Source organism: Neisseria sp. P0008.S010 (genome assembly GCF_051962715.1).
GTDB classification, from domain to species: Bacteria; Pseudomonadota; Gammaproteobacteria; order Burkholderiales; family Neisseriaceae; genus Neisseria; species Neisseria elongata.
This window is the reverse complement of record NZ_JBQCVA010000001.1, coordinates 25,786-48,038: the sequence shown is the minus strand read 5'-3', so window position 1 is coordinate 48,038 and position 22,253 is coordinate 25,786. Positions and strand designations below refer to the sequence as shown.

General features: G+C 56.7%; 23 protein-coding genes and 1 tRNA gene. 11 read left to right on the top strand and 13 right to left on the bottom strand.

All coding sequences use genetic code 11. The features are described 5' to 3' along the window. Positions 1-278: 278 nt before the first annotated feature. The 7 genes from hemH to ACTHSL_RS00260 all read right to left on the bottom strand — a co-directional run bounded on the left by hemH (position 279) and on the right by ACTHSL_RS00260 (position 7,462). A complete protein-coding gene (gene hemH / locus ACTHSL_RS00290; RefSeq protein WP_440379898.1) occupies positions 279-1,289 on the bottom strand; it encodes a ferrochelatase in 1,011 nt (336 codons plus the stop codon). Positions 1,290-1,335: 46 nt separating this feature from the next. After that, positions 1,336-1,593: a hypothetical protein gene (locus ACTHSL_RS00285; protein ID WP_440379897.1), complete on the bottom strand. Its 258-nt coding sequence runs from the start codon at positions 1,591-1,593 to the stop codon at positions 1,336-1,338. A gap of 70 nt (positions 1,594-1,663) precedes the next feature. Next, entirely contained in the window at positions 1,664-2,095 is a 432-nt protein-coding gene (locus ACTHSL_RS00280) for a hypothetical protein (protein WP_049248405.1), read from the bottom strand. Beyond that, the gene (locus ACTHSL_RS00275) at positions 2,092-2,625 is read right to left on the bottom strand and encodes a hypothetical protein (protein ID WP_440379896.1); all 534 of its coding nucleotides are present in this window, start codon (positions 2,623-2,625) and stop codon (positions 2,092-2,094) included. The genes ACTHSL_RS00280 and ACTHSL_RS00275 overlap by 4 nt, the downstream gene beginning before the upstream one ends. Before the next feature lie 55 nt (positions 2,626-2,680). Next, positions 2,681-5,086 carry a DNA translocase FtsK gene (locus ACTHSL_RS00270; RefSeq protein WP_114922405.1) on the bottom strand — a complete coding sequence of 802 codons (2,406 nt, stop codon included), beginning with the start codon at positions 5,084-5,086 and terminating at the stop codon, positions 2,681-2,683. 96 nt (positions 5,087-5,182) lie between these two features. Continuing rightward, the gene (locus tag ACTHSL_RS00265) at positions 5,183-6,316 is read right to left on the bottom strand and encodes an anhydro-N-acetylmuramic acid kinase (protein WP_440379895.1); all 1,134 of its coding nucleotides are present in this window, start codon (positions 6,314-6,316) and stop codon (positions 5,183-5,185) included. A gap of 276 nt (positions 6,317-6,592) precedes the next feature. Next, positions 6,593-7,462 carry a c-type cytochrome gene (locus ACTHSL_RS00260; protein WP_440379894.1) on the bottom strand — a complete coding sequence of 290 codons (870 nt, stop codon included), beginning with the start codon at positions 7,460-7,462 and terminating at the stop codon, positions 6,593-6,595. A 269-nt stretch (positions 7,463-7,731) separates the two neighbouring features. Here ACTHSL_RS00260 and ACTHSL_RS00255 point away from each other — a divergent pair. The 7 genes from ACTHSL_RS00255 to ACTHSL_RS00225 all read left to right on the top strand — a co-directional run bounded on the left by ACTHSL_RS00255 (position 7,732) and on the right by ACTHSL_RS00225 (position 13,399). Beyond that, positions 7,732-7,807 (top strand) — tRNA-Arg (locus tag ACTHSL_RS00255). 290 nt (positions 7,808-8,097) lie between these two features. Beyond that, positions 8,098-9,879 carry a biosynthetic-type acetolactate synthase large subunit gene (ilvB, locus tag ACTHSL_RS00250; RefSeq protein ID WP_440379893.1) on the top strand — a complete coding sequence of 594 codons (1,782 nt, stop codon included), beginning with the start codon at positions 8,098-8,100 and terminating at the stop codon, positions 9,877-9,879. Then, positions 9,876-10,367, top strand: coding sequence for an acetolactate synthase small subunit (gene ilvN, locus ACTHSL_RS00245; protein WP_003772004.1), 492 nt, complete (start codon positions 9,876-9,878; stop codon positions 10,365-10,367). The genes ilvB and ilvN overlap by 4 nt, the downstream gene beginning before the upstream one ends. Before the next feature lie 69 nt (positions 10,368-10,436). Beyond that, positions 10,437-10,739 carry a putative quinol monooxygenase gene (locus tag ACTHSL_RS00240; protein WP_440379892.1) on the top strand — a complete coding sequence of 101 codons (303 nt, stop codon included), beginning with the start codon at positions 10,437-10,439 and terminating at the stop codon, positions 10,737-10,739. Between the two features lie 47 nt (positions 10,740-10,786). Continuing rightward, positions 10,787-11,800, top strand: coding sequence for a ketol-acid reductoisomerase (ilvC, locus tag ACTHSL_RS00235; RefSeq protein ID WP_314934790.1), 1,014 nt, complete (start codon positions 10,787-10,789; stop codon positions 11,798-11,800). Between the two features lie 284 nt (positions 11,801-12,084). Continuing rightward, positions 12,085-12,408 carry a hypothetical protein gene (locus ACTHSL_RS00230; RefSeq protein ID WP_440379891.1) on the top strand — a complete coding sequence of 108 codons (324 nt, stop codon included), beginning with the start codon at positions 12,085-12,087 and terminating at the stop codon, positions 12,406-12,408. Between the two features lie 112 nt (positions 12,409-12,520). Further along, entirely contained in the window at positions 12,521-13,399 is an 879-nt protein-coding gene (locus tag ACTHSL_RS00225) for a prephenate dehydrogenase (protein ID WP_440379890.1), read from the top strand. A 78-nt stretch (positions 13,400-13,477) separates the two neighbouring features. Here ACTHSL_RS00225 and ACTHSL_RS00220 read toward each other — a convergent pair whose 3' ends face one another. Both ACTHSL_RS00220 and rsmA read right to left on the bottom strand, forming a co-directional pair. Then, positions 13,478-14,203, bottom strand: coding sequence for an amino acid ABC transporter ATP-binding protein (locus ACTHSL_RS00220; RefSeq protein WP_003771993.1), 726 nt, complete (start codon positions 14,201-14,203; stop codon positions 13,478-13,480). Positions 14,204-14,214: 11 nt separating this feature from the next. After that, the gene (rsmA, locus tag ACTHSL_RS00215) at positions 14,215-14,994 is read right to left on the bottom strand and encodes a 16S rRNA (adenine(1518)-N(6)/adenine(1519)-N(6))-dimethyltransferase RsmA (protein ID WP_107885369.1); all 780 of its coding nucleotides are present in this window, start codon (positions 14,992-14,994) and stop codon (positions 14,215-14,217) included. Positions 14,995-15,150: 156 nt separating this feature from the next. Here rsmA and ACTHSL_RS00210 point away from each other — a divergent pair, with 156 nt between their 5' ends. Both ACTHSL_RS00210 and ACTHSL_RS00205 read left to right on the top strand, forming a co-directional pair. Then, the gene (locus ACTHSL_RS00210; RefSeq protein ID WP_159070394.1) at positions 15,151-15,285 is read left to right on the top strand and encodes a lipoprotein; all 135 of its coding nucleotides are present in this window, start codon (positions 15,151-15,153) and stop codon (positions 15,283-15,285) included. Positions 15,286-15,322: 37 nt separating this feature from the next. Next, positions 15,323-15,742 (top strand): hypothetical protein, encoded by a 420-nt coding sequence (locus tag ACTHSL_RS00205; protein WP_107885267.1) that lies wholly within the window; start codon positions 15,323-15,325, stop codon positions 15,740-15,742. An 81-nt stretch (positions 15,743-15,823) separates the two neighbouring features. Here the strand turns inward: ACTHSL_RS00205 and ACTHSL_RS00200 are convergent, their stop codons facing one another. Further along, positions 15,824-16,030, bottom strand: a complete 207-nt coding sequence (locus tag ACTHSL_RS00200) for a glycine zipper 2TM domain-containing protein (RefSeq protein WP_040665813.1) — start codon at positions 16,028-16,030, stop codon at positions 15,824-15,826. Between the two features lie 123 nt (positions 16,031-16,153). Here ACTHSL_RS00200 and ACTHSL_RS00195 point away from each other — a divergent pair, with 123 nt between their 5' ends. Further along, positions 16,154-16,603, top strand: coding sequence for a CopD family copper resistance protein (locus ACTHSL_RS00195; protein WP_003771983.1), 450 nt, complete (start codon positions 16,154-16,156; stop codon positions 16,601-16,603). A gap of 324 nt (positions 16,604-16,927) precedes the next feature. Here ACTHSL_RS00195 and ACTHSL_RS00190 read toward each other — a convergent pair whose 3' ends face one another. Together ACTHSL_RS00190 and ACTHSL_RS00185 are read right to left on the bottom strand one after the other, a co-directional pair. Next, positions 16,928-18,433, bottom strand: a complete 1,506-nt coding sequence (locus ACTHSL_RS00190; protein WP_107970416.1) for a S41 family peptidase — start codon at positions 18,431-18,433, stop codon at positions 16,928-16,930. Between the two features lie 180 nt (positions 18,434-18,613). Next, positions 18,614-19,906 carry a murein hydrolase activator EnvC family protein gene (locus ACTHSL_RS00185; protein ID WP_440379889.1) on the bottom strand — a complete coding sequence of 431 codons (1,293 nt, stop codon included), beginning with the start codon at positions 19,904-19,906 and terminating at the stop codon, positions 18,614-18,616. 150 nt (positions 19,907-20,056) lie between these two features. Between ACTHSL_RS00185 and ACTHSL_RS00180 the strand changes: the two genes are divergently transcribed. Beyond that, the gene (locus tag ACTHSL_RS00180; RefSeq protein WP_440379888.1) at positions 20,057-21,151 is read left to right on the top strand and encodes a hypothetical protein; all 1,095 of its coding nucleotides are present in this window, start codon (positions 20,057-20,059) and stop codon (positions 21,149-21,151) included. Positions 21,152-21,401: 250 nt separating this feature from the next. On the opposite strand, the gene ACTHSL_RS00175 is transcribed toward ACTHSL_RS00180, so the two are convergent. Next, positions 21,402-22,196, bottom strand: coding sequence for a thymidylate synthase (locus ACTHSL_RS00175; protein ID WP_440379887.1), 795 nt, complete (start codon positions 22,194-22,196; stop codon positions 21,402-21,404). Between the last annotated feature and the right edge of the window lie 57 nt (positions 22,197-22,253).

Below are 22,253 nucleotides of genomic sequence, written 5' to 3'. Positions count from 1 at the left end.
GGCAAAGTGATTGGGTTCGGCCTTGGAAGGCGGACAGGAAAATTTGAAAATTCCATCAAAGGGAGCAGACTCAACAACTGACAGACTGCCGTCTAAAAGGGCTTTTATCGGTTGCCGATATTTGGAGCCGTTCATGCTCCCTCAATCCCACACCCTTCCACACTGTCCGCATACAGGGGAAACGCGGACTTGCACCCGCTGATGACGACACGAGCATGTCAATTTGAATCGGCCGGAACGGCAAGGTGCAGCGAAGGCCGGTTCATCCACCGCACGCCTTACAGCCAGCCGGCGGCTTCTTCCCTAACCAAAGTTTCCAAAGCGTCTATCCAAGCCGGATTGTCGTTCAGACAAGGAATGTAGCGGAATTCGCGCCCGCCTGCGGCATGAAAAGTTTCACGTCCGGCAATAGCGATTTCCTCCATGGTTTCCAAACAGTCGCTGACGAAGGCGGGACAGATGACGTCCAGCCGGTCGGTACCGTTTCGCGGCAGGCTGATGAAAAGGTCTTGCGTGCTCGGTTCCAGCCAGCGTCCGCGCCCGAAGCGGCTTTGGAAGGAGACGGTGTATTCTTGCTTGTCCAAACCGAGTGCGGCAGCGAGCAGGCGGGCGGTTTCGCCGCATTCGTCGGGATAGGGGTCGCCCGCGTCGTGATGCGCCTGCGGGATACCGTGAAAACTCATCATCAAGTGCCCTCCCCTGCCGTGCTGCTGCCAATAGGCGGAAACCTGTTGGCGCAGGGCCTCGATGTAGGCGGGGTGGTTATAGAAGCTGCGGACGGTACGCAGCCCGACTTGGTTGCGCTGGCGCAACATGGCGCGGAACACTTGATCCAATGCCGCACCGCTGCTGGAGGACGCGTATTGCGGATAAAGCGGGACGGCCAAAATCCGGGTAACGCCCTGCGCTTTGAGTTCGGCCATGGTGTCGGCCACGCCGGGCAGGCCGTATGTCATGGCTGGACGCACCAACACGCCGGGCAGGCGTTGCGCCAAGGCATCGGCCTGGCGGCGGCTGTAAATGTAGAGCGGCGAGCCCTCCTTCAGCCAGATTTTTTTGTAATTTGCCGCGCTGCTTTTTGCGCGGAAAGGCAAAATTGCGCCGCGCAATATGGGCTGCCACAGGGCGGGCTTGAGTTCGACGACGCGCCGGTCGGACAGGAAATCACGCAAGAAGGGACGGACAGCTTCCGCAGTGGGCGCGGACGGTGTGCCGAGGTTGATGAGGAGGACGGCGGTTTGCGGCTGCCGGTCGTGCGGCAGGGCGGGTTCGGTCTGGAAACGGGTCACGTTTTTCCTTTCAGACGGCCTGTTATGCGGCAGGCGGACGTTGGGTTTAGGGTTGGCCTTCCGTCGATGCGGCGGAAGCGGCAGAAGCGGCGGTTGCGTGTTCGGCCGATGCGGCAGACGCATCGTCTTCCGGCACATCGGCCGGCGCAGTATAGTCTTTGCTGCCTTCTTCGATAACGGTGGCCGCTTCCTGCGCCTGGATTTCGGACGCACTCAGTTCGGGCTGGGGTTGGCTGTTGCAGGCAGCCAGCACCAGCGTTACCGCTATCAGGCAGACAGATCGGGCGGTTTTCGGATTGCTCATGTTTTATCGCTCGGAAGCATGGTTTCAGACGGCCTCCCTATTATAGGCCGTCTGAAAGCCTTATTCGGGTTTAACGGGTTTGCAAGGCCTGCACGCTGTCCAGCAGCCATTGCTGTGTTTCTTTGATTTTTGCTTTGGCGGCATCGCTGCAACCGCCCGTTTCGGCAAACAGGCGTTCTTTCTTGCCTTTGCCTTGCGCGTAGGCGCGGGCGGTGATGATTTGGATGTCGTTGTCGTTCATATCGAGTTTGAGTTTGGCCGCCGTCTGTTTGATGCCTTTCAGCAAGGCGGTGTGCAGTTTCCCACCCGGTGCGTAGAAGGGATCGTCCTGACGGCTGATGCCGCATTCCATCGCCTCTTTGTGCAGAATACCGCTCAATTCGGCCATGTCGAACAGGTTAATCAGCCGGGCCTGATCTGCCGCTTCGCCTGCGGCGGATGCGGGTGCGGCAGAGAGTGTCAGCGGCAGCAGAATCAGGGCGGCAAGCAGGTGTTTTTTCATCTTTCATTCTCCGGTTGGTCGGCCACGGGCTCTCCGTTGTCTTCAAGCCAGCGGCGGTGTTGGAAATCGTATTGGTAGTGCTCGAACAGCAACAGCGGGTCTTTGCACAGCAACAGCGGTTTGCCGTCTATCCAATGATAGCGCAGGCAGGATATTTTCCCGCCCAAACCCGCTGCGGCCAACGTTTCGGGATAACGCCCGTGCCGTGCATAATATTGCCCGAAAGCGGCAGCCGAAACGGCCATTTCGTGCCGCGCATGGTAATAGTTGAAGATATTTATCCCCACCGACAAAGCAGCCGCGATTATCCACACAATGTTTCTGAGCCGTTCTTTCCGTGCCGCCTCCGGCCGTTGCCGGACCGACCTTGATGCGGACAGGCGGACGGCAAACAACAGGGGCAAGGCGAAAACCAGCATGTAGGCCGAACCCGGCGTCGCGGTTATGCCGAGGAAGAAAGCAATGCCTGCCAAAGTGGCGGAACAGGAAATGACCGTCATCACAACAGACTTCAAGCTGTTTCTTTCCATCGCCTCTCCGTATCCGCTTTTCAGACGGCCTCAAGCATCGGAGGCCGTCTGAAAACTATAAATCATCTTTCCGCGCCAACACCTTGCGGCTGCCGCCGACATCGGCGGGCGACACCACGCCCGCTTCTTCCAAGGCCTCCATCATATTGGCGGCGCGGTTGTAGCCGATTTTCAGGTGGCGTTGCAGCGAGGAAATCGAGGTTTTGCGCGTTTCGATGACAAAAGCGACGGCTTGGTCGAACAGTTCGTCCGCACCCGCGTTCGGATTGACCGCATTGACGGTTTCCATCGCCGCTTCGCCCGACAGCAGGCCTTCGACATAATCGGCCGGAGCCTGCCGTTTGATGTGGGAGACGACTTCATGCACTTCGTGGTCGGATACAAACGCACCCTGCAGGCGGGTCGGCTCGGCATTGCCGGGCTGGAGGAACAGCAGGTCGCCGTATTTCAACAGGTCTTCCGCGCCCATTTGGTCGAGGATGGTGCGGCTGTCGATTTTGCTCTGCACGGTAAAGGCCATGCGCGTCGGAATGTTGGCCTTAATCAGGCCGGTAATCACGTCCACACTCGGCCGCTGGGTGGCGATAATCAGGTGGATGCCGGCGGCGCGGGCTTTTTGCGCCAGGCGGGCAATCTGTTGTTCGACCGCCTTGCGCTCGGTCATCATCAGGTCGGCCAATTCGTCAATCACCACCACAATCAGCGGCAGTTTTTCCAGCGGCTCCGGCTCGTCGGGATTCAGGCTGAACGGATTGGGGATTTTCTGCCCTTCTTCAGCCGCTTTGGCGATTTTTTCGTTGTAACCGTCCAGATTGCGCACGCCCAAATGCGACAGCAGGCGGTAGCGTTTTTCCATTTCGGCCACACACCAGTTCAAGGCCTGCCCCGCTTCGCGCATATCGGTTACCACCGGGCAAAGCAGGTGCGGAATGCCGTCGTATACCGACAACTCCAGCATTTTCGGGTCGATCATGATAAAGCGCACTTCGTCGGGCGTGGCTTTGTAAAGCATGGACATAATCATACCGTTCACGCCCACCGATTTGCCCGACCCGGTCATACCCGCCACCAGCAGATGCGGCATTTTGGCCAAATCGCCCACCATCGGCACGCCAGCGATGTCTTTGCCCAGGGCGACGGTGAGCTTGGATTTGGCTTCTGCAAACACGGGAGCGGCCAGGATTTCGCGCAGGGTAACTTCCTGACGACGGTCGTTCGGCAACTCGATACCCATGGTGTTTTTGCCCGCAATGGTCTCGACAATACGCACAGACTGCAACGACATCGAACGTGCCAAATCTTTGGCCAGATTCACAATCTGACTACCCTTCACGCCCTGCGCCGGCTCGATTTCATAACGTGTGATGACAGGGCCGGAAGTGGCGGAAACCACCTGCACTTCAATACCGAACTCGGCCAATTTGCTTTCGATGCGTTCGGCCGTTTGTTGCAGTTTGTCGGGATCAATCGGCAGCGCCTCGCCTTTCGGATTGCTCAACAGGCCGAGCGCGGGTTTGACATATTCGCCCGTCGGCGGTGTTTCGACCGCTTCGCCCTTGCTGTCAAACAAGGCCGTCTGAACGGGAACGGGCGGGGTGACTTCCAACGCCACGGTTTTTCGGTTGCTGCTGGCGGCAACGTGCTTGTCCAATGGTTCGGCCATGATGGTTTCCGCTTCTTTCACCATGCGCCGCGTGGTTTTTGCATCAGGCAGGTCTTTGATGTAGGGCGAATGGCGGCGGGTGATTTTTTCCCACAGCCATTCCAGCCTGCTGCCGATGTTTTCCAGCATATCCAGCCAAGAAATCTGCGCGACAAAGGAAAAAGCCAGCAATACGATGACCAGCATCACCAAGAAACTGCCGCCGTTGCCGAGCAGATGGCTGAATATGCTGCCAATCAGCAAACCTGCCAGACCGCCCGCCCCGGTGGGCAGGGAATCGCCGAGCTGCTGCTGCCACAAGGCATATTCCAAAACCGGGCTGCCCAAAAGCAGCACCGTCAGCCCCGCCACAGCCAGTTTCACACTGTACGGACGACTGTCGGGCGAACGCAGCGGGCGGAAACTTTTCCACAGCCACACCAGCGCGGCCAACACCAGCCACCACACCGACAATCCGAACAGGTAATAACCGACGTCGGCAAAATACGCGCCAAACAGGCCGCCGAGATTGTGGATGGTCTCGTCGGCAATCACGCTGCGCGACCATGCGGGGTCGTTCATATCGAAACTGGCCAGCGTGATGGCGAAATAGATGGTTACCATCAGGCCGAACAGCCAAAAGGTATCGCCGATTAAATTGGCAATGTGCTCGGAACGGCGGCGGACGGCCTCATTGCTGACTACGCCCGTGCCGCGCCCGCTTTTGCCGTCGTCCTGCTTTTTCTTTTCTGCCGGCGTCCGGCGGCGCGTGCCTGTGGTTTTGCGTGTGCTTTTTTGGGGTTCGGGTTTGCTGCTCATAAAAACTTCAAGATTATTCGAATAGGCCGTCTGAAAACAGGGACGGCGGTAAAAACGCGGAATTATATAGTATTTTCAGACGGCCTGAATGACGAGTCAGGCAAAATGGCCGCAACCGAGGATGCAGTCGTGCCGCGCACCTGTGGCACGGCGCGGGTTGGACGGGATTCGGTTGACCCAGCAGGCGGCCAGCCAGCCGAAGGCGGCGGCCTCCACCCACTGCGGATCAAGATTGAGTGCCGACGTACCGAGTATTTCGCATTGCGGCAGGCGTTCCGCCAAATCCGCAGTCAGCAGGGGATTGCGGATTCCGCCGCCGCAAACGTAAACCCGTCGGCACTCCGGCGCGGCGCGGCGGATTTCGGCGGCGGCGGTTTCGGCGGTAAAGGCGGTCAGCGTGCGCAAAACATCGTGCGGATTTTCCCCGCCGGAAAGCCGTTCGGCCAAATACGGCAGGGCGAACAATTCGCGGCCGGTACTTTTGGGCTGCGGTCGGGAAAAATAGTCATGGCAAAGCAGGTTTTCCAGCAATGGCGGCAGCACCCTGCCCTGCGCCGCCAGTCGGCCGTCTTCGTCGTACGGCTTCTGCCAAAATTTCTGCGTCCATGCGTCCATCAGCATATTGCCCGGCCCGGTATCAAATCCGAAAGCCGGCGCGTCCGGCGGCAGTACGCTGATATTGGCGATACCGCCGATATTGAGCAGCACGCGGGTTTCGTCGGGTGAGGCAAATAATGCCTGATGAAACGCCGGAACCAGCGGCGCACCCTGCCCTCCCGCCGCCAAATCGCGGCTGCGGAAGTCGCCGACGGTAAAAATCCCCGTCAGCTCGGCCAGCAACGGCAAGTCGGCAAGCTGGATGCTGTAACCGTGCTCCGGCGCATGGCGTACGGTTTGCCCGTGGCAGCCGACTGCGGCAATATCAGACGGCCGCAAGCCTTGCCGTTCCAGCAGTTGCTCCACGGTATCGGCATACAGGCGGCTTAACTGTTGCGCCAATATCCTGCTGCGGTGCAATTCGTCCCCGCCGCTGTCCTGCAAGGCCAGCAGTTCGCTTTTCAGACGGCCCGGATACGGTAAAAAACTGTGCGCTTCCGCACCCAGCCAGCGGCCGCCGTCCATACGGATTAACACGGCATCCGCGCCGTCCATGCTGGTGCCGGACATAATGCCGATATAGAGTTGGCTGCTTGATGCCGAATCGGTTTGGCTTGTAGAAGTGTGTGTCATGATTGAGGCCGTCTGAAAAATAATGATGGGCTGCCGATTAAGGACAGCCCGTATTGTAACGCGCTTTGCCGCCTGCGGCAGAATCGGCAAACAAAGGAAAGGCCGTCTGAAAACCAGATTCGGCATTCAGACGGCCTTTCCATAATCATATGAAGCTGGAGCTTTAAAAATTTCTCCGTCCCCAATATGAATTGCAGACATCAAATCCCAATGCAATATGCGTCGGCCGACAAAAAAGGGCATGCAGTTTTTGCATACCCTTTTATTATCGCATTTTTAGAATTTGCCGCCGGATTCGTTTACCATATAAACAACGGCCGCTTTCACTTCGTCGTCGCTCAATTCGGTGTTTCCACCTTTGGCCGGCATCATGCCTTTATCTTGGAAACCTTCGAGAGCATGTTTAAACAAGGTATCTTTGCCTTTTTTGATACGCGGAGCCCATTCGTCTTTATGAGTGACACGCGGCGTATCCGGGATGGCGGAATTGGCACCATGGCAGCCGAAGCACAAGCCGTCAAACACTTTTTTACCGGTTGCCATCACATCGCCGTTTCCACCTTCGGCAGGAGCAGCAGCTTCGGATTTCCCGGCAGCCGGCGCAGTACCGGATGCGGCGGCCTCGGACGCGGCACCTGAAGCAGCCGATTCGGTTGGGGCAGGCGCTTTGTCAGGATCAGGCAGATTACCGCCGGATTGATTAGCCATATAAACAATCGCGCGCTTCAACTCCAGTTCGGTCAGGTCGGATTGACCGCCTTTTGCCGGCATGGCGTTAAAGCCGTTCAAGGCATGATTGAACAAGGTGTCGAAACCTTGAGCCAGGCGGGGAGCCCAATCGGCATTGTGCGTGATTTTCGGGGAACCTGCCGTCGAGCTGTCGGCAGCATGACACTGGTAACAAACCTTAGCGAAGATTTTGTCGCCTTTACGCTCGCCGACGGGAACACCGTCCCCCTCGACAACGGAACCTTGCGGCTGAATCCGTGTCTGAGTGGCCGCCTCGGTAGTTTCTTCAACCGTTCCGTGATAGCCGCTACTGGCCAATTTGACCAAAAAATAAAGGGTAGCCAACAGAATGACGATGCCGCCGATCAGCGTGGTTAGGGCGGAACCGCGGGCATTTTGGTTGGTAGGATGGTTCATATTTATAAGCCTCGCCGTTTTTTGTTTAGTGATGAGGAAATTGAATTTTATGTGGTGTTAATATCAATTAACAATAATTTGCGGATTATACTGAATCCGTTCCGTCTTTCCAATCTCTAAATTTTGGCCTATCTCAAAAAAATAGGAAATATCCGCGCAGGCCATACAGAATAAACCCGATTAAATTTCAATGCTTCGACAACAAGTTGCCGAAACCATAAAGATTGATTTTGTGAAACAGCCGAAATGTGGGATAATGCTGGGACTTTGTACCCGTAGCTCAGTTGGAAGAGTGTCAGCCTCCGAAGCTGAAGGTCGCTGGTTCGATCCCAGTCGGGTGCGCCAATTCCCAACAGGCCGTCTGAATTTTTTTCAGACGGCCTGTTGTTTTCCTATTATTTCAAGACAGCCTCCGCCGCGTAATCAGTGCTTGCCTGTTACCCAAGTTTGCGTTATCTTATGCGCTCTTTACTTTTTTAAACACTTTGCGCTCTAAGCGCGATTCTGAAACCCGCAAGCTGTCGCCGGCTCATCCGTTCGCGTACCATAAACCGCCGTCCGGAAAACCGGCATTACCGTTGCATCGCGAAGCACGGGTTTATTATCGCCTTACAGGCAGAATTAAAGAGGCAATCATGCAACTATCCGGTGCACAAATTCTTGTGCAAAGTCTGAAGGCGGAGAACGTCGAATACGTTTTCGGCTATCCCGGCGGCGCGGTACTCGAAATCTACGACGCGCTTTTCCAACTCAACAAATTCAAACACATCCTGGTAAGACACGAACAAGCTGCGGTACATGCGGCCGACGCCTATGCCCGTGTCAGCGGCAAGGTTGGCGTGGCTTTGGTGACTTCGGGTCCCGGCGCGACCAACGCGCTCACCGGTATCGCCACGGCCTATTCCGATTCGATTCCGCTGGTGGTGATTTCCGGCCAGGTCGGCTCGCCCGCCATCGGCACGGATGCGTTTCAGGAAATCGATATGGTCGGCGTATCGCGGCCGTGTGTGAAGCATAATTTCCTGGTCAAGAATATCGATGATTTGACCACTACGGTAAAAAAAGCCTTCCAAATTGCCCGCAGCGGCCGTCCCGGCCCGGTGGTTATCGACATCGCCAAAGACGTTACCCAGTCTATGGCCAAGTTCAGCTATCCTCAGGAAGACATTTTTATCCGCTCCTACCAGCCGGTTCTCAACGGACACATCGGTCAAATTAAGAAGGCCGTACAAATGCTGGTGGCAGCGAAACGGCCTTTGGTGTATTTCGGCGGAGGCGTGGTTTTGGGTAATGCTGCCGACGAGCTGACGGAGTTTGTCAAACTCGCCGGCCTGCCCTGTACCGCGACGCTGATGGGCTTGGGCGCGTATCCGTCCGATGACAGACAGTATTTGGGCATGCTGGGCATGCACGGCACTTACGAAGCCAATCTGGCCATGCACAATGCCGATGTGGTTTTGGCAGTCGGGGCGCGTTTTGACGACCGTGTGGTTTCCGTTCCCGCCAAGTTTTTGGAAAAGCCGAAAAAAATCATCCATATCGACATCGACCCGTCCAGTATTTCGAAACGCGTCCGCGCCGATGTACCGATTGTCGGCGACGTGAAGAATGTTTTACGCGAGATGGCGGCGATTTGGAAAAGCCAAAATCTTCAGGTAAACAGCCAGCATTTGGAAAAATGGTGGCATAGCCTGGAAAGCTGGCGCGCGCGCGATTGTCTGCGCCTGCCGCAGGCGACCGACAATATTATTCTGCCGCAGATGGTGATTAAAACTTTGGCCGAAGTAACCAACAACGACGCCATCATCACATCCGACGTCGGTCAGCATCAAATGTTTGCCGCCCAGTTTTATCCGTTCAGACGGCCGCGCCAATGGCTTAATTCGGGCGGTCAGGGCACGATGGGGGTGGGCCTGCCCTATGCAATGGGCGCGTATTTGGCCGACCCGTCCAAAGATGTGTGCTGCATTACCGGCGAAGGCTCGATTCAGATGAATATCCAAGAATTGAGCACCTGCTTCCAATACCGCCTGCCGGTAAAAATCATCTGCCTGAACAACGGTTATCTGGGCATGGTGCGCCAGTGGCAGGAGCTTTATTACGGCGAACGCGAATCGGAAACCTATTTCGACTCGCTGCCTGATTTTGTGAAACTCGCCGAAGCCTACGGCCATGTCGGTATGCGTATCGAGAAGCCGTCCGATGTGGAAGACGCGCTGCGCGAAGCCTTGGCCATGAAAGACCGCTGTGTGTTCTTGGACTTCATCACGGACAAAAAACAAAATGTTTTCCCGATGGTCGGCAACGGCAAGGGCTTGGACGAGATGGTACTGCCGCTGCACATGCGCGAAACCAAGGCCGACAGCGATGTCAATGATGTAAACGACCGCGATTACGATACAAGGAGCGTGCCATGAGACATATCCTATCCGTTTTGATGGAAAACGAATCGGGCGCGATGAGCCGCGTGGTCGGCCTGTTTTCGGCGCGCGGCTACAATATCGACTCGCTGTCGGTATCGGCCACCGAAGACAAAACGCTCTCGCGCATGACCATCGTTACCCACGGCGACGATGTGGTTATCGAGCAAATCACCAAACAACTCAACAAATTGATTGAAGTGGTCAAAGTGGTCGATTTGAACGAAAGCCGCTTTGTCGAACGCGAACTAATGCTGGTAAAAGTCCGCGCCGTAGGCAAGGACCGCGACGAAATCCTGCGCCTGACCGATATTTACCGCGGCCAAGTGGTCGATGTTACCGACAAGAGCTATACCGTCGAAGTAACCGGCACGACCGACAAACTCGATTCTTTCTTGGAAACCGTTGGCAAGCCGCTGATTTTGGAAACGGTGCGTACCGGTGCGGCAGGCATCGGGCGCGGCGAACGGATTTTGAAGATTTGAGTTTTTGGGCTTTCAGACGGCCTGAAACGATTCAAAAGCCGTCTGAAAGCCGCCCCGAAAGGAAAAAACATGAGCAACATCAAAATTACCGCAATCATCACCGTCAAGGCCGAACACCGAGCCGAACTGCTGGACGTGTTCACCGCACTGGTCGGCGAAAGCCGCAAGGAAGGCGGCAACCTGCGCTACGATTTGCATCAAGACCTGCAAAACCCGAACCGCTTCGTTTTCTTTGAAAACTGGAAAGACCAGGCCGCCGTGGACAGCCACAACGCCAGCGTCCATTTCCAAAACTTCCTGAAAGCCATCGACGGCAAAACCGAAGCCGTGGACATCGTCATGATGAAAGACGTATCCGACAACGGCAACTGATTCCCCCTCCAACCGATTTACTTTTAATCAAACTTAAGGAAAAAACAATGCGAGTTTATTACGACAAAGACGCCGACCTGTCCCTGATCAAAGGCAAAACCGTCGCCATCATCGGCTACGGCTCACAAGGCCACGCCCACGCAGCCAACCTGAAAGATTCGGGCGTAAACGTAGTGGTCGGCCTGCGCCAAGGCGGTTCTTGGAAAAAAGCCGAAGCGGCCGGTTTCGAAGTATTGTCCGTGGCCGATGCCACCAAAAAAGCAGACGTGGTGATGATTCTGCTGCCCGACGAAAACCAGCCCGTCGTGTACAAAAACGAAATCGAGCCCAACCTGAAACAAGGTGCGGCACTGGCTTTCGCCCACGGCTTCAACGTCCACTACAACCAAATCGTGCCGCGTGCCGACTTGGACGTGATTATGGTCGCCCCCAAAGGCCCCGGCCACACCGTGCGCAGCGAATTTTTGAAAGGCGGTGGCGTACCTTCGCTGATTGCCGTTTACCAAGATAAAAGCGGCAAAGCCCGCGACATCGCCCTGTCTTACGCCGCAGCCAACGGCGGCACCAAAGGCGGCGTGATTGAAACCAACTTCCGCGAAGAAACCGAAACTGACCTCTTCGGCGAACAGGCCGTATTGTGCGGCGGCGTGGTCGAGCTGATCAAAACCGGCTTCGAAACCCTGACCGAAGCAGGCTACGCGCCCGAAATGGCATACTTCGAATGCCTGCACGAAATGAAGCTCATCGTTGACCTGATCTACGAAGGCGGTATCGCCAACATGAACTACTCTATTTCCAACAACGCGGAGTACGGCGAATACGTTACCGGCGTGGAAGTCATCAACGACAAATCGCGCGAAGCCATGCGCAATGCCCTCAAACGCATCCAAACCGGCGAATACGCCAAAATGTTCATCCAAGAAGGTGCCGTCAACTACGCCAGCATGACCGCCCGCCGCCGCCTGACTGCCGACCACCAAATCGAAAAAGTCGGCGCGCAACTGCGTTCCATGATGCCTTGGATTGCCAAAAATAAATTGGTGGACCAGGATAAAAACTAAACGTTTGGGTTGAAAAAACCGAAAGAGGCCGTCTGAAAACTGGGAAATGGGTTTTCAGACGGCCTTAATCTTTTGATTTGTATGCACAGATTGCCGTTTTTCATTTCGCGGTACAATGCCGTCTGAAAACGCCCTGCCCGGCTGCCCAACTTCATTCTCGATACAAAACAGCAAACCGCAGGCACGCATACAAAAGCGATTTTCCTGCCGTCCCGATGCCTTTAAACCAAAAGGCAACAGCGGCACAACAAAGCCGAACCCGCCAACTGCCTCAGGACAAAACCATGAAAAAACTCATCCTCACCCTCTGCCTAACCGCCGCTGCCGCTACATCCGCGGCCGCATCCGACGAAGGGCGCATCGCCGCATTAGAAGCCCGAATCGCCGATTTGGAACACCGCATCGCCGCATTGGAGCGCAACGACAACACGGCATACCGCCCGAACCGTTCGGTTTACGTATGCAGCATTACCCCCTTCCAAAAAACTTTCGAAGCCGCCGACCGCAACGAAGGACTGGCACGCAGCAAAGTCTGCCGCGCCTGCAACGCCGAAACCTCGGCCATGTTCTGCGAAGACCGCGACATCCGCTGCAAACGCTTCGATTAAACCGCTCCGCGCTTGCAGCGGCAGACTGCGCTCGGTTAAGATTCAGGCCGTCTGAAAAACACGCCCGCCGTCTTTTCAGACGGCCTCCATCCATACTTTTACATCAACCCTTATGAACCCGCCCATCCTCAACCAAATCACCCTGATCGGCGTCGGCCTGATCGGCGGCTCGTTCGTCCTTGACCTGAAACGGCTGGGCTTGGTGCGCCACGTAACAGGCATCGATGTAAACGAAAGCAACCTCGAACGCGCACTGGAACGGAAAGTCATCGACAGCGCAGCCGTCGGCATCCGGGCCGAACACATCGCGGCGGCCGATTTGGTGCTGATTGCCACGCCGGTCTCCACACTCGGCAACATCTGCCGCACCATCGCGCCGTTTTTACAGCCCGACACCGTCGTCAGCGACGTCGGCAGCACCAAACAATCCGCACTGGCCGCCTTCGCCCAACACCTGCCGCAACACCTGCCGCAATGCGTGGCCGCCCACCCGATTGCCGGTTCCGACCGCAGCGGTGCGCTGGCGGCACAATTCGGCCTCTATCAAGACAAAAAACTGATTCTCTGCCCGCACGAAACGCAAAATCTCGAAGTGGAAGCACTCGTCGGCAGATTATGGCAAGCGGTCGGCGCACAAATCTTCCGCATGAGCGCGCAAGAACACGATGCCGTCTTCGCCGCCGTTTCCCACCTGCCGCACATACTGGCCTTTGCCTACGTCCACCAAATCCTCGACCATGCCGACGGCGCAACCTATCTCGATTTCGCCGCCACCGGCTTCCGCGACTTCACCCGCATCGCCTCCAGCCACCCCGCCATCTGGACGGACATCTGCTTTGCCAACCGCGACAGCCTGCTGAAACTGCTCGAAGGCCAACAACGCCAGCTGGAAAAAATCGCAAGCCTGCTCCGCAACGGCGATTCAGACGGCCTCTACCGCTATTTCGCCGAAGCGAAACAAACGCGGGACGACTGGCTGGAACGGCAATAATCCGTCGTCCGCAAAAAGGCCGTCTGAAAACATTCCGACGAAACCGAAACGTTTTCAGACGGCCTGACCGCCACTCGATTAGTGCATCACTTGCGCGAGAAACTGCTTCGCCCGCTCGCTTTTTGGCCGGGTAAAAAACTCTTCCGGCGGCGCGTCTTCGACAATTTGGCCGTGATCGACAAAAATCACCCGGTCGGCCACCTCGCGGGCAAAGCCCATTTCGTGGGTTACGCACATCATGGTCATCCCGCTTTGCGCCAAATCCTTCATCACCTTCAACACTTCGCCGACCATTTCCGGGTCGAGTGCGGAAGTCGGCTCGTCAAACAGCATCACGCGCGGCTCCATCGCCAGCCCGCGCGCAATCGCTACACGCTGCTGCTGCCCGCCGGACAACTCCCCCGGCAGGGCATCTTTCTTGTGGGACAAACCGACGCGTTCCAACAGGTGCAAAGCCTTGGGAATCACATCTTCCCGCCGCTGCTTTTTCACCACCACGGGCGACAGGATGATGTTTTCCAACACGCTCAAATGCGGATAAAGGTTAAAATGCTGAAACACGAAACCGACTTCGGTGCGTACCTTGTTCAAATCGGTTTGCGGGTCGGCCACATTGATGCCGTCCACCCAAATTTCGCCGCTTTGGATGCTTTCGAGTTGGTTTACCGTGCGGATCAAAGTCGATTTGCCGCTACCCGAAGGCCCGCAAATCACCACCACTTCGCCCTGCCCGATTTCCAAATTGACATTATTGACCACGTGCAGGTCTTTAAAGAATTTATTGACGTTTTTGAATTTAATCATGTTTATTTCTTTCAGACGGCCTTACGGACCAAATAATTGCTCAGTTCCACATATTTTTCCGGCGCGATGTGTTCGGCGCGGTCTTGCGGATTGATGCCGACTGCCTGCAAATCCTCGTCGCCGGCCAGTTCTTTCAGATTGTTGCGTATGGTTTTGCGGCGTTGGTGGAAGGCGAGTTTCACCAGTTTGGCAAAATGCTCGAAATCGTCCGCCTTGCCGATGCGGTGTTTCAACGGAATCATGCGCACCACCGCCGAATCCACTTTTGGCGCGGGGTCGAACGATTCGGGCGGCACGTCAATCAACAGCTCCATATCGAAAAAATATTGCAGCATCACGCCCAAGCGGCCGTAGTCGTTGCTTTTCGGCGCGGCGACCATGCGCTCGACCACTTCTTTTTGCAGCATAAAGTGCATATCGACGACATCGTCCGCCACTTCCGCCAGCTTGAACAAAAGCGGCGTGGAAATATTGTACGGCAGGTTGCCGACGATTTTCTTTTTGCCCGCTATGCCGTTGAAATCAAACTGCAACACATCGCCTTCGTGAATCACCAGTTTGTCGGCAAACGGCAGCGTTTTCAGACGGCCTACGATGTCGCGGTCGATTTCGATAACGTGCAGGCGGTTCAGCTTTTTCGCCAAAGGTTCGGTTATCGCCGCCAAGCCCGGCCCGATTTCAATCACCACATCTTCGGCCTGCGGGCGCACGGCATTGACGATATCGGCAATGATGCGCGTATCCTGCAAAAAATTCTGCCCGAAGCGTTTTCTGGCTTTGTGTTCTTTCATGATGCTGACAGGTGGGGAAAACTGCGTATTGTAGCCCAAACCGCATCAGGCCGTCTGAAAAATCCGCCGTAACGGCGGTTTTCGATATAATGCGGCGGCTGACGGGCCGAGATACCCAAAAGCCGTCTGAAAACCAAGCCATCCAAAGGGATTCATATGAAAAAGATTGTTTTCACGATTGCCGCTGCCGCCATATTGGCCGCCTGTGCCGCCCATCATTCTAACGGCGGCAATGAGTTATACGGCGAAATCAAAGGCGGCGTCAGCGTCGGCCATACCCACACCCGTTAGGCAACCACCTGCCGCGCCGCAAAGCAGATCGCCCGTTATGAAGCATCCGCATCCGAATGATCCGCCGCCGTTGTTTGCCTGGCTGTCCGAGCATGGCCGTTCGGCTTTGCCCGCATTGGCCGCATTATCGTTGGACGAAAAAGTGCGGGTGCAGAATTTTGCGGCATTAAAAACGGTATTCGGACGGCAAAACGCCCGTCTGCTTCCCGCACAAATGGATTTCGGCCTGACCGAGCTGCTGGATTACGCCATCTTCGAACCGCACGGCCGCCCGTATGCCTACACGGCCGCCGTTCTGCTAAACCTGCAATACGGCATCGAACACAAACGCCCGAGCATGGATTTGGCACTCTGCCGCGATGCCTATACCGCCCGTATCCGCGCCACGCTGCCGCAGGATATGCAAACCGCGCTGGACGGTGCGTTTGCCCTTGCGGCAGAACATGGGATACTTTGACCAACTATTCCGATGCGCAAGATAGATAATGAAACAGGCCGTCTGAACTTTTCAGACGGCCTGTTTGTCTACAGATAGTGTTTAGCGGTCGATTTGGCTGCCGATTACGCCACCCAGGGCAGCACCGCCCAAAGTCGCGCCGGTTGTACCGCCGATCAGATTCCCGGCTACACCGCCGATGGCTGCACCGGCGGCAGTATTGCGCTGGGTGCGGGTCATGCCGTTACAAGCAGTCAGGGAAACGGCCAAAGCGGCTAATACGGCGGTTTTCAAGAATAAAGATTTCATTGTGAAACTCCTTGTTTTTATGGGAATGAGAAACACCATTTGCTAAAATGGCGATGTAAGGATACACGTCTGTCGTGCGTATTGCCGTCTATTTAGGTTAAATTCTCCAAAGGTTCGTTAGCTATGCCGGATTATGCCTGGGCGCATCTTGCCCATTTGTTTTTCGCCGTGATTTTTGTCGGCGGTGTTTTTTTCGAGGCCTTGGTTTTGAGCGTGATGCACACCTCGGCCGTTTCGCGCGAATCGCGCCGCGAAGTCGAACGTGCTTTGTCCCGACGCGCCGTAAAGGTGATGCCTTGGGTGGTGGCGGCCGTATTTTTGTCCGGCCTGACCATGGCTTACCTGCGCTATCTGCCGAACTTGGCCGCGCCCTTCGCTTCTTCCTTCAACCTGCAACTGACGCTGAAAGTGATTATTGCGGCAAGCATCCTGCTGCATTTTGTCGTGGCCGTTACGAAAATGCGGCGGCACACGCTGACCAAAGCCTGGTCGCGCTATATCCATACCGCCGTGCTGTTGCACATGACGCTGATTGTGATACTGGCAAAAACCATGTTTTATTTTGTATGGTAAACCCGTCATACATCCCAACTTCCACGCCAATAGCGGTGGCAAATATCGCAGCCTTCTTTTTTCCGAATGGCTGACACTTTGGAATGGAAGCCGAACAGATGGCGGATTTACCCGCCCCGCCCCAAACAGTTTTATTGACTGTTGCACGTGCCGCCTTCCCGACAGGGGAAACCGCCATATCGTTCGAGGGCATTTCTCCCTCCGTCGGCAGTCTTTGCACGGATATTTCCGCCTGCTTGCTTTAAACGCGGGTCGGGACGTAAAAAGGCCGTCTGAAAAACATCTTTCAGACGGCCTTTTTGCTACAAACTATATCCGACGGGTTTATTTGTCTTCTTTAGTTGTTTCTTTTTTGTCTTTTTTTGCCGGTTTTTTGGCAGCCAAACCGAGCGATTCACGCCATTTGGCCGGGTCTTTCACCAAATCCAGCGCGGCTTTCAGTTGGGCATCTTTCGCAGGATCGGGATTGTGGCGCGAAGAGAGTTCTTCTTCCGCCTCTTTCTCTTTATCCTTGCCCTTGTTTTTGCCTTTGGCAGCCTCTTTGTCGGCTTGGGATGCGGCTTTTTCTTCAACGGCATCATCGTGCACCGCGCCGTTTACTTCTTCCCCGCCCAACGGATTGCCGATGTGTCCGGCCAAATCGGCCTCGCGGCTTTCGTAGGTTCGGTTTTTATCTTTGACTTCCACATCCGGCACGATGCCTTGCGCCTGAATCGAGCGGTCGTTCGGCGTGTAGTAGAGCGAAGTGGTCAGCTTGATGGCACTGCCGTTGGATAGCGGCAGCACGGTCTGCACCGAGCCTTTGCCGAAACTCTGCGTGCCGACGATGACGGCGCGTTTGTGATCCTGCAGGGCGCCGGCGACAATCTCCGAAGCGGAGGCCGAACCGGAATTGATCAATACGGTTACCGGGATGTTTTTGACTTCGGACGGCAGGCCTTTGAGCGGGTCGGCATGGCCGGAGAAGATGTAATCTTTCGGCAGGGCGGACAGGCTCATGCCGTCTTTGCCGTCGCGGCCTTTGGTGCTGACCACTTTGGCACCTTCGGGCAGGAAGGCGGCAGATACGCCCACCGCGCCGTTAAGCAGGCCGCCGGGGTCGTCGCGCAAGTCCAAAATCAAGCCTTGGAGCGGGGCTTTGTTTTCTTTGGTCAGCTTTTGCACTGCTTCGCGCAACGAGGCGACGGTACGTTCTTGGAACTGGCTGATGCGGATGTAGCCGTAGCCCGGCTCGATCAGTTTGGAGCGCACGCTCTGCACCTTGATGATGGCGCGGGTGAGTTTGAAGGTCAGCGGTTTGGAAGAGTCTTTGCGCGAAATGGTCAGTTCGATGTTGGTGCCGGGTTTGCCGCGCATCTTTTTTACCGCTTCGCTCACGCTCATGCCGCGTGTCGAAACGCCGTCGATTTTCGCGATGTAGTCGCCGCTTTTGATGCCGGCACGTTCGGCCGGGGTGTCTTCAATCGGAGCGATGATTTTGACAAAGCCGTCTTCGGAGCCGATTTCCATCCCCAAGCCGCCGAATTCGCCGCTGGTGCTTTCCTTCAGGTCGGCATAGTCTTTTTTGTTCATGTATTCGGAATGCGGGTCGAGATCGGCCACCATGCCTTTCGCGGCACTTTCGAGCAGGACATCGTCGGTTTTGTCTTCATAGTAGTTGGCTTTAATCTGACTGTAAACTTCTGCCAACGTACGGATGGACTGTACCGGCAGCGCATCCTGTTTTTTGCCCTCGGAGGCGGCGAAACCCTGCACGCCGACGGTCAGCAATGCACCGCTGAACGCGCCCAATGTGTAGAGTGCGACTTTTTTCAAAGTGGAATTTGCCATGTTTGTATATTCTCGTTTGTTTCTGAATGCCGACCTGCGGCAAAGATGCGAACTGTATTGGATTTGATGTTGTCCATCAACTGCTTTTATCAAAAAATACAATAGGCGGAAAAACGAAAAGGCCGTCTGAAAACGGGCGGCCGGACTTTCAGACGGCCTCTATGCTTCCGCCTCCCCGCCCTAGCGCAGCCAGGCGGCGGGGTTCATTGCCGCAAGCCGGTAGCGGATTTCGAAATACAGGCCTTGCTCGCCCGACGGCAGGCTGCCGCTGGTGCCGATTGTCGCGCCCGTTTTCACGCTGCCGCCGCTGCCGACGGCGATGGACGACAGGCCGGAATAAACGCCGGTGTAGCCGTCGCCGTAGTCGATGACGACGGTATTGCCGTAGCCGTTCAGCGCGCCTGCGTAAGCCACGGTGCCGTCGGCCACACTGCGGACGGGGGACGGGGCCGTGGCGAAAAACAGGCCGCGCCAAACGCCGCCGTCCGGCTTCGGTTTGCCGAAACGGCCGGTGATGCTGCCGCCGACCGGATGCGGCAGGCGGCCTTGGAGGCGGCTGAAGGTGTTTTCGGCCTGCGCGGCATATTCGCCCTGCAAGGCGCGGTCTTCTTCCGTCAGGGTGGAAACGGGCGATTTGGCCGGCGCGGAGGCGGCCTTGTCTTCAGCGTTGTCAGGTTTTGCCGGACGGTTTTTCGCTTTTTCCGCCGCCAGCCGCTCGCGGGCGGCTTTGGTGCGGGCGGCGGCTTCCTGTTTGCGTTTGGCCGCATTGCGGCGGGCGATGTCGGCAAGGATTTGGTTTAATTTCGATTCGTCGGCACGCAGTTTGTTCAGGTTTTGGTTTTGCTTGTCGATTTCGGCATTCAGACGGCTGTTTTCGCGCTGTGCGGCCGAATTGTGTTTGCCCAGCCTGCTCAACGCGGCTTCTTTTTCCGCTTTCAGTTTGGCCAGCTTCGCCAGTTCGGCATCGATTTCCTGTTCGCGCCGGTGCAGTTCCTGCTGCTGGACGACCAGTTCGGATACCACGTTGCGGTTTGCACTGCCGATGCGGCGGGCGTATTCGAGATAACGCGATTTCCTCCCCGGTTCGGCGTTTTTCAGAAACAGGATGACGGCGTTGTTTTGGCGGTTTTTGTAGTGGCCGTTCAACAGGCGGGCAACTTGCGCTTTGCGTCCCGCGATTTCGGTTTTCAGCCCTTCAAGTTCGTTTTGCAGCGTTTGCAGCTTCTGTCGCGAGTCTTGCTGGCGGCGAGTGATGCCGGCCAGTTCGCGCTGCGCCTTTTCCAGTGCGGCACGGGTTTTGGCCAGCGTCTGCTGCGCCTGCCGCTGCGCCTGCTGTTTTTGCTGCAATTCCGACTGCGCCTCGTCGATGGCGTGGCGGATGCTGTTCAAATCGCCCCCGTCCGGCGTTTCGGGAGCGGCGGACAAAGGCAGGGCGGCAAGCAGTACGGTCAATATCAGCGGGCGCGGGGACATAGCGTAAAACGGGTCATCAAAACGGTGGATTATAGCGGAATTTGGCGGCTTCGGCTTTTTCAGACGGCCTCCTTCCGCCACGCCGCACGCCATCGGGACGGCGGTTTCACTATATAATCACGCCGTCCAATGTTTTTTCAGACGGCCCCTATGCCACGCCTCATCTTCTCCCTCGCCACGCCCGACGACGACGACGCTCTGCGCCGCCTGTTGCGGGAAAACGTTATGGAAGGCGGCATCAGCGTCAGCTTCCGCCGCGAACCGTCTTACTTCCTCACCTCGTCGATTCAGGGCGAACAGGCGGAAATTTACAAAGGCTGCAATGTCGAAACGGGCGAAATCGCGGTATTGGGCAGCCGTTTCCGCCGTGCCGCCTATTTCAACGGCAAACGGGAAACGCTGGGTTATCTGGCCGACCTGCGCCTCAACCACCGCTACCGTTCCGGCCACTGCCTTTTCCGGGCCTACCGCGAACTGGGCAACGTCATTGCCGCCGACCCGCTGCCGCTGCACACCAGCATGATTCTGCACGACAACGCCGCCGCCCTCTCCACCATCGCCGCCAACCGCCGCGGTATGCCGCACTACATCCCGCAAGGCCTGGTGCACACGCCGTTCATCCGCCTTGCCCGCCCGCGCCGCCCGATTGCGCCGGAGGGGGTGGAACTCCGTTTCGGCCGTGCGGATGAAGAAGGTGAACTGACCGATTTTCTCAACCGCGAGGCCGCCCGCCGCCAATTTGCGCCGCATTATGAACCGGCCGACTGGCACAACGGGCGGCTGCGCGGGCTGTCCGTCGGCGACGTCTGCATCGCGCGGCGGGACGGCAGGATTGTCGGCGCGCTGGCCGGCTGGGACCAGCACGGCTTTCGCCAAATCCATGTCGAACGGTACAACGGCCTGTGGCGTTTGGGCAAACCGTTGTACAACGCCGCCGCCCGCCTGCTGCGCCTGCCGCTGCTGCCCGACGAGGGCGGGACGATACGCTACGGCTATCTGGCTTTGACCGCCGTCGAAAAAGACGATGCCGACATTTACCGCGCCCTCCTGCGCGCGCAATACATCCGCTGCCGCAAACTCGGCTGGCACTACATGGTCGGCAGCATGCACGAAAACGACCCGCTGCTGCCCGTCATGAACGAATATCCACATCTGGCGGCGGGCGGCAGGCTGTTCGTCGTCGCCTTCGATACGCCGCCCGAACCCGACGGCCGCGTGCCCTATGTCGAAGCGGCCACGCTTTAAGGCGGGGCATTTGGAACGGCAAGAGGCCGTCTGAAAACCGGTTTTCCGTTTTCAGACGGCCTCTCTCATCATGGCTTCGCCGCGAAACACCTGCCGCTAAAATGCCGCCTTCTGAACCGACGGCATATATGGCGGATTCACTTTAAACCGGTACAGCGCTGCCCCGCCTTGCCGTACTGTTTGTACTGCCTGCGGCTTCGCCGCCGCGTCCTGATTTAAACTTGACCCACTATGATTTAAAGTGTTTTTTTCAGACGGCCACGGCGGCTTTGATGTGCGGGTGCGGGTCGTAATCCGCCAGTTCGAAATCTTCGAATTTGAAGTCGAACAGGTCGGTTACGGCGGGGTTGAGCTTCATCTTCGGCAGCGCGCGCGGTTCGCGGGCCAGCTGCAATTCGGCTTGCTCGAAGTGGTTGCTGTAAATATGCGCGTCGCCCAGCGTGTGGACGAATTCACCCGGCTGCAAACCGCACACTTGGGCAATCATCATGGTCAGAAGCGCGTAGCTGGCGATGTTGAACGGCACGCCGAGGAAGATGTCCGCGCTGCGCTGGTAGAGCTGGCAGGACAGTTTGCCGTCGGCAACGTAAAACTGAAACAGTGCGTGGCAGGGCGGCAAGGCCATTTCGTCCACCAGCGCGGGATTCCAGGCCGACACAATCAGGCGGCGGGAATCGGGGTTTTTCTTGATTTGCTCCACCACGTTGGCGATTTGGTCGATGTGGCGGCCGTCGGGTGCGGGCCAGCTGCGCCACTGGTAGCCGTAAACCGGGCCCAAGTCGCCGTTTTCGTCCGCCCATTCGTCCCAGATGGAAACGTTATTGTCTTTCAGGTATTTGATGTTGGTATCGCCTTTGAGGAACCACAGCAGCTCGTGGATAATCGAGCGCAGGTGGAGTTTTTTGGTGGTCAAAAGCGGGAAACCCTGCGCCAAATCGAAGCGCATCTGGTAGCCGAACACGGAGCGCGTACCGGTGCCGGTGCGGTCGGATTTGTCGTGGCCATTTTGCATGACGTGGCGCATCAGACCGAGATATTGTTTCATGTGTATGTCCCTTCGGTTGAGGCCGTCTGAAAAATACGGATGCCGTTTTCAGACGGC

What these genes read in the sequence shown, in the direction of transcription:
- ACTHSL_RS00285 (WP_440379897.1), bottom strand. Translation starts at nt 1,593, where the DNA reads ATGAGCAATCCGAAAACCGCCCGATCTGTCTGCCTGATAGCGGTAACG.
- ACTHSL_RS00280 (WP_049248405.1), bottom strand. Translation starts at nt 2,095, where the DNA reads ATGAAAAAACACCTGCTTGCCGCCCTGATTCTGCTGCCGCTGACACTC.
- ACTHSL_RS00275 (WP_440379896.1), bottom strand. Translation starts at nt 2,625, where the DNA reads ATGGAAAGAAACAGCTTGAAGTCTGTTGTGATGACGGTCATTTCCTGT.
- ACTHSL_RS00270 (WP_114922405.1), bottom strand. Translation starts at nt 5,086, where the DNA reads ATGAGCAGCAAACCCGAACCCCAAAAAAGCACACGCAAAACCACAGGC.
- ACTHSL_RS00265 (WP_440379895.1), bottom strand. Translation starts at nt 6,316, where the DNA reads ATGACACACACTTCTACAAGCCAAACCGATTCGGCATCAAGCAGCCAA.
- ACTHSL_RS00260 (WP_440379894.1), bottom strand. Translation starts at nt 7,462, where the DNA reads ATGAACCATCCTACCAACCAAAATGCCCGCGGTTCCGCCCTAACCACG.
- ilvB (WP_440379893.1), top strand. Translation starts at nt 8,098, where the DNA reads ATGCAACTATCCGGTGCACAAATTCTTGTGCAAAGTCTGAAGGCGGAG.
- ilvN (WP_003772004.1), top strand. Translation starts at nt 9,876, where the DNA reads ATGAGACATATCCTATCCGTTTTGATGGAAAACGAATCGGGCGCGATG.
- ACTHSL_RS00240 (WP_440379892.1), top strand. Translation starts at nt 10,437, where the DNA reads ATGAGCAACATCAAAATTACCGCAATCATCACCGTCAAGGCCGAACAC.
- ilvC (WP_314934790.1), top strand. Translation starts at nt 10,787, where the DNA reads ATGCGAGTTTATTACGACAAAGACGCCGACCTGTCCCTGATCAAAGGC.
- ACTHSL_RS00230 (WP_440379891.1), top strand. Translation starts at nt 12,085, where the DNA reads ATGAAAAAACTCATCCTCACCCTCTGCCTAACCGCCGCTGCCGCTACA.
- ACTHSL_RS00225 (WP_440379890.1), top strand. Translation starts at nt 12,521, where the DNA reads ATGAACCCGCCCATCCTCAACCAAATCACCCTGATCGGCGTCGGCCTG.
- ACTHSL_RS00220 (WP_003771993.1), bottom strand. Translation starts at nt 14,203, where the DNA reads ATGATTAAATTCAAAAACGTCAATAAATTCTTTAAAGACCTGCACGTG.
- rsmA (WP_107885369.1), bottom strand. Translation starts at nt 14,994, where the DNA reads ATGAAAGAACACAAAGCCAGAAAACGCTTCGGGCAGAATTTTTTGCAG.
- ACTHSL_RS00210 (WP_159070394.1), top strand. Translation starts at nt 15,151, where the DNA reads ATGAAAAAGATTGTTTTCACGATTGCCGCTGCCGCCATATTGGCCGCC.
- ACTHSL_RS00205 (WP_107885267.1), top strand. Translation starts at nt 15,323, where the DNA reads ATGAAGCATCCGCATCCGAATGATCCGCCGCCGTTGTTTGCCTGGCTG.
- ACTHSL_RS00200 (WP_040665813.1), bottom strand. Translation starts at nt 16,030, where the DNA reads ATGAAATCTTTATTCTTGAAAACCGCCGTATTAGCCGCTTTGGCCGTT.
- ACTHSL_RS00195 (WP_003771983.1), top strand. Translation starts at nt 16,154, where the DNA reads ATGCCGGATTATGCCTGGGCGCATCTTGCCCATTTGTTTTTCGCCGTG.
- ACTHSL_RS00190 (WP_107970416.1), bottom strand. Translation starts at nt 18,433, where the DNA reads ATGGCAAATTCCACTTTGAAAAAAGTCGCACTCTACACATTGGGCGCG.
- ACTHSL_RS00185 (WP_440379889.1), bottom strand. Translation starts at nt 19,906, where the DNA reads ATGTCCCCGCGCCCGCTGATATTGACCGTACTGCTTGCCGCCCTGCCT.
- ACTHSL_RS00180 (WP_440379888.1), top strand. Translation starts at nt 20,057, where the DNA reads ATGCCACGCCTCATCTTCTCCCTCGCCACGCCCGACGACGACGACGCT.
- ACTHSL_RS00175 (WP_440379887.1), bottom strand. Translation starts at nt 22,196, where the DNA reads ATGAAACAATATCTCGGTCTGATGCGCCACGTCATGCAAAATGGCCAC.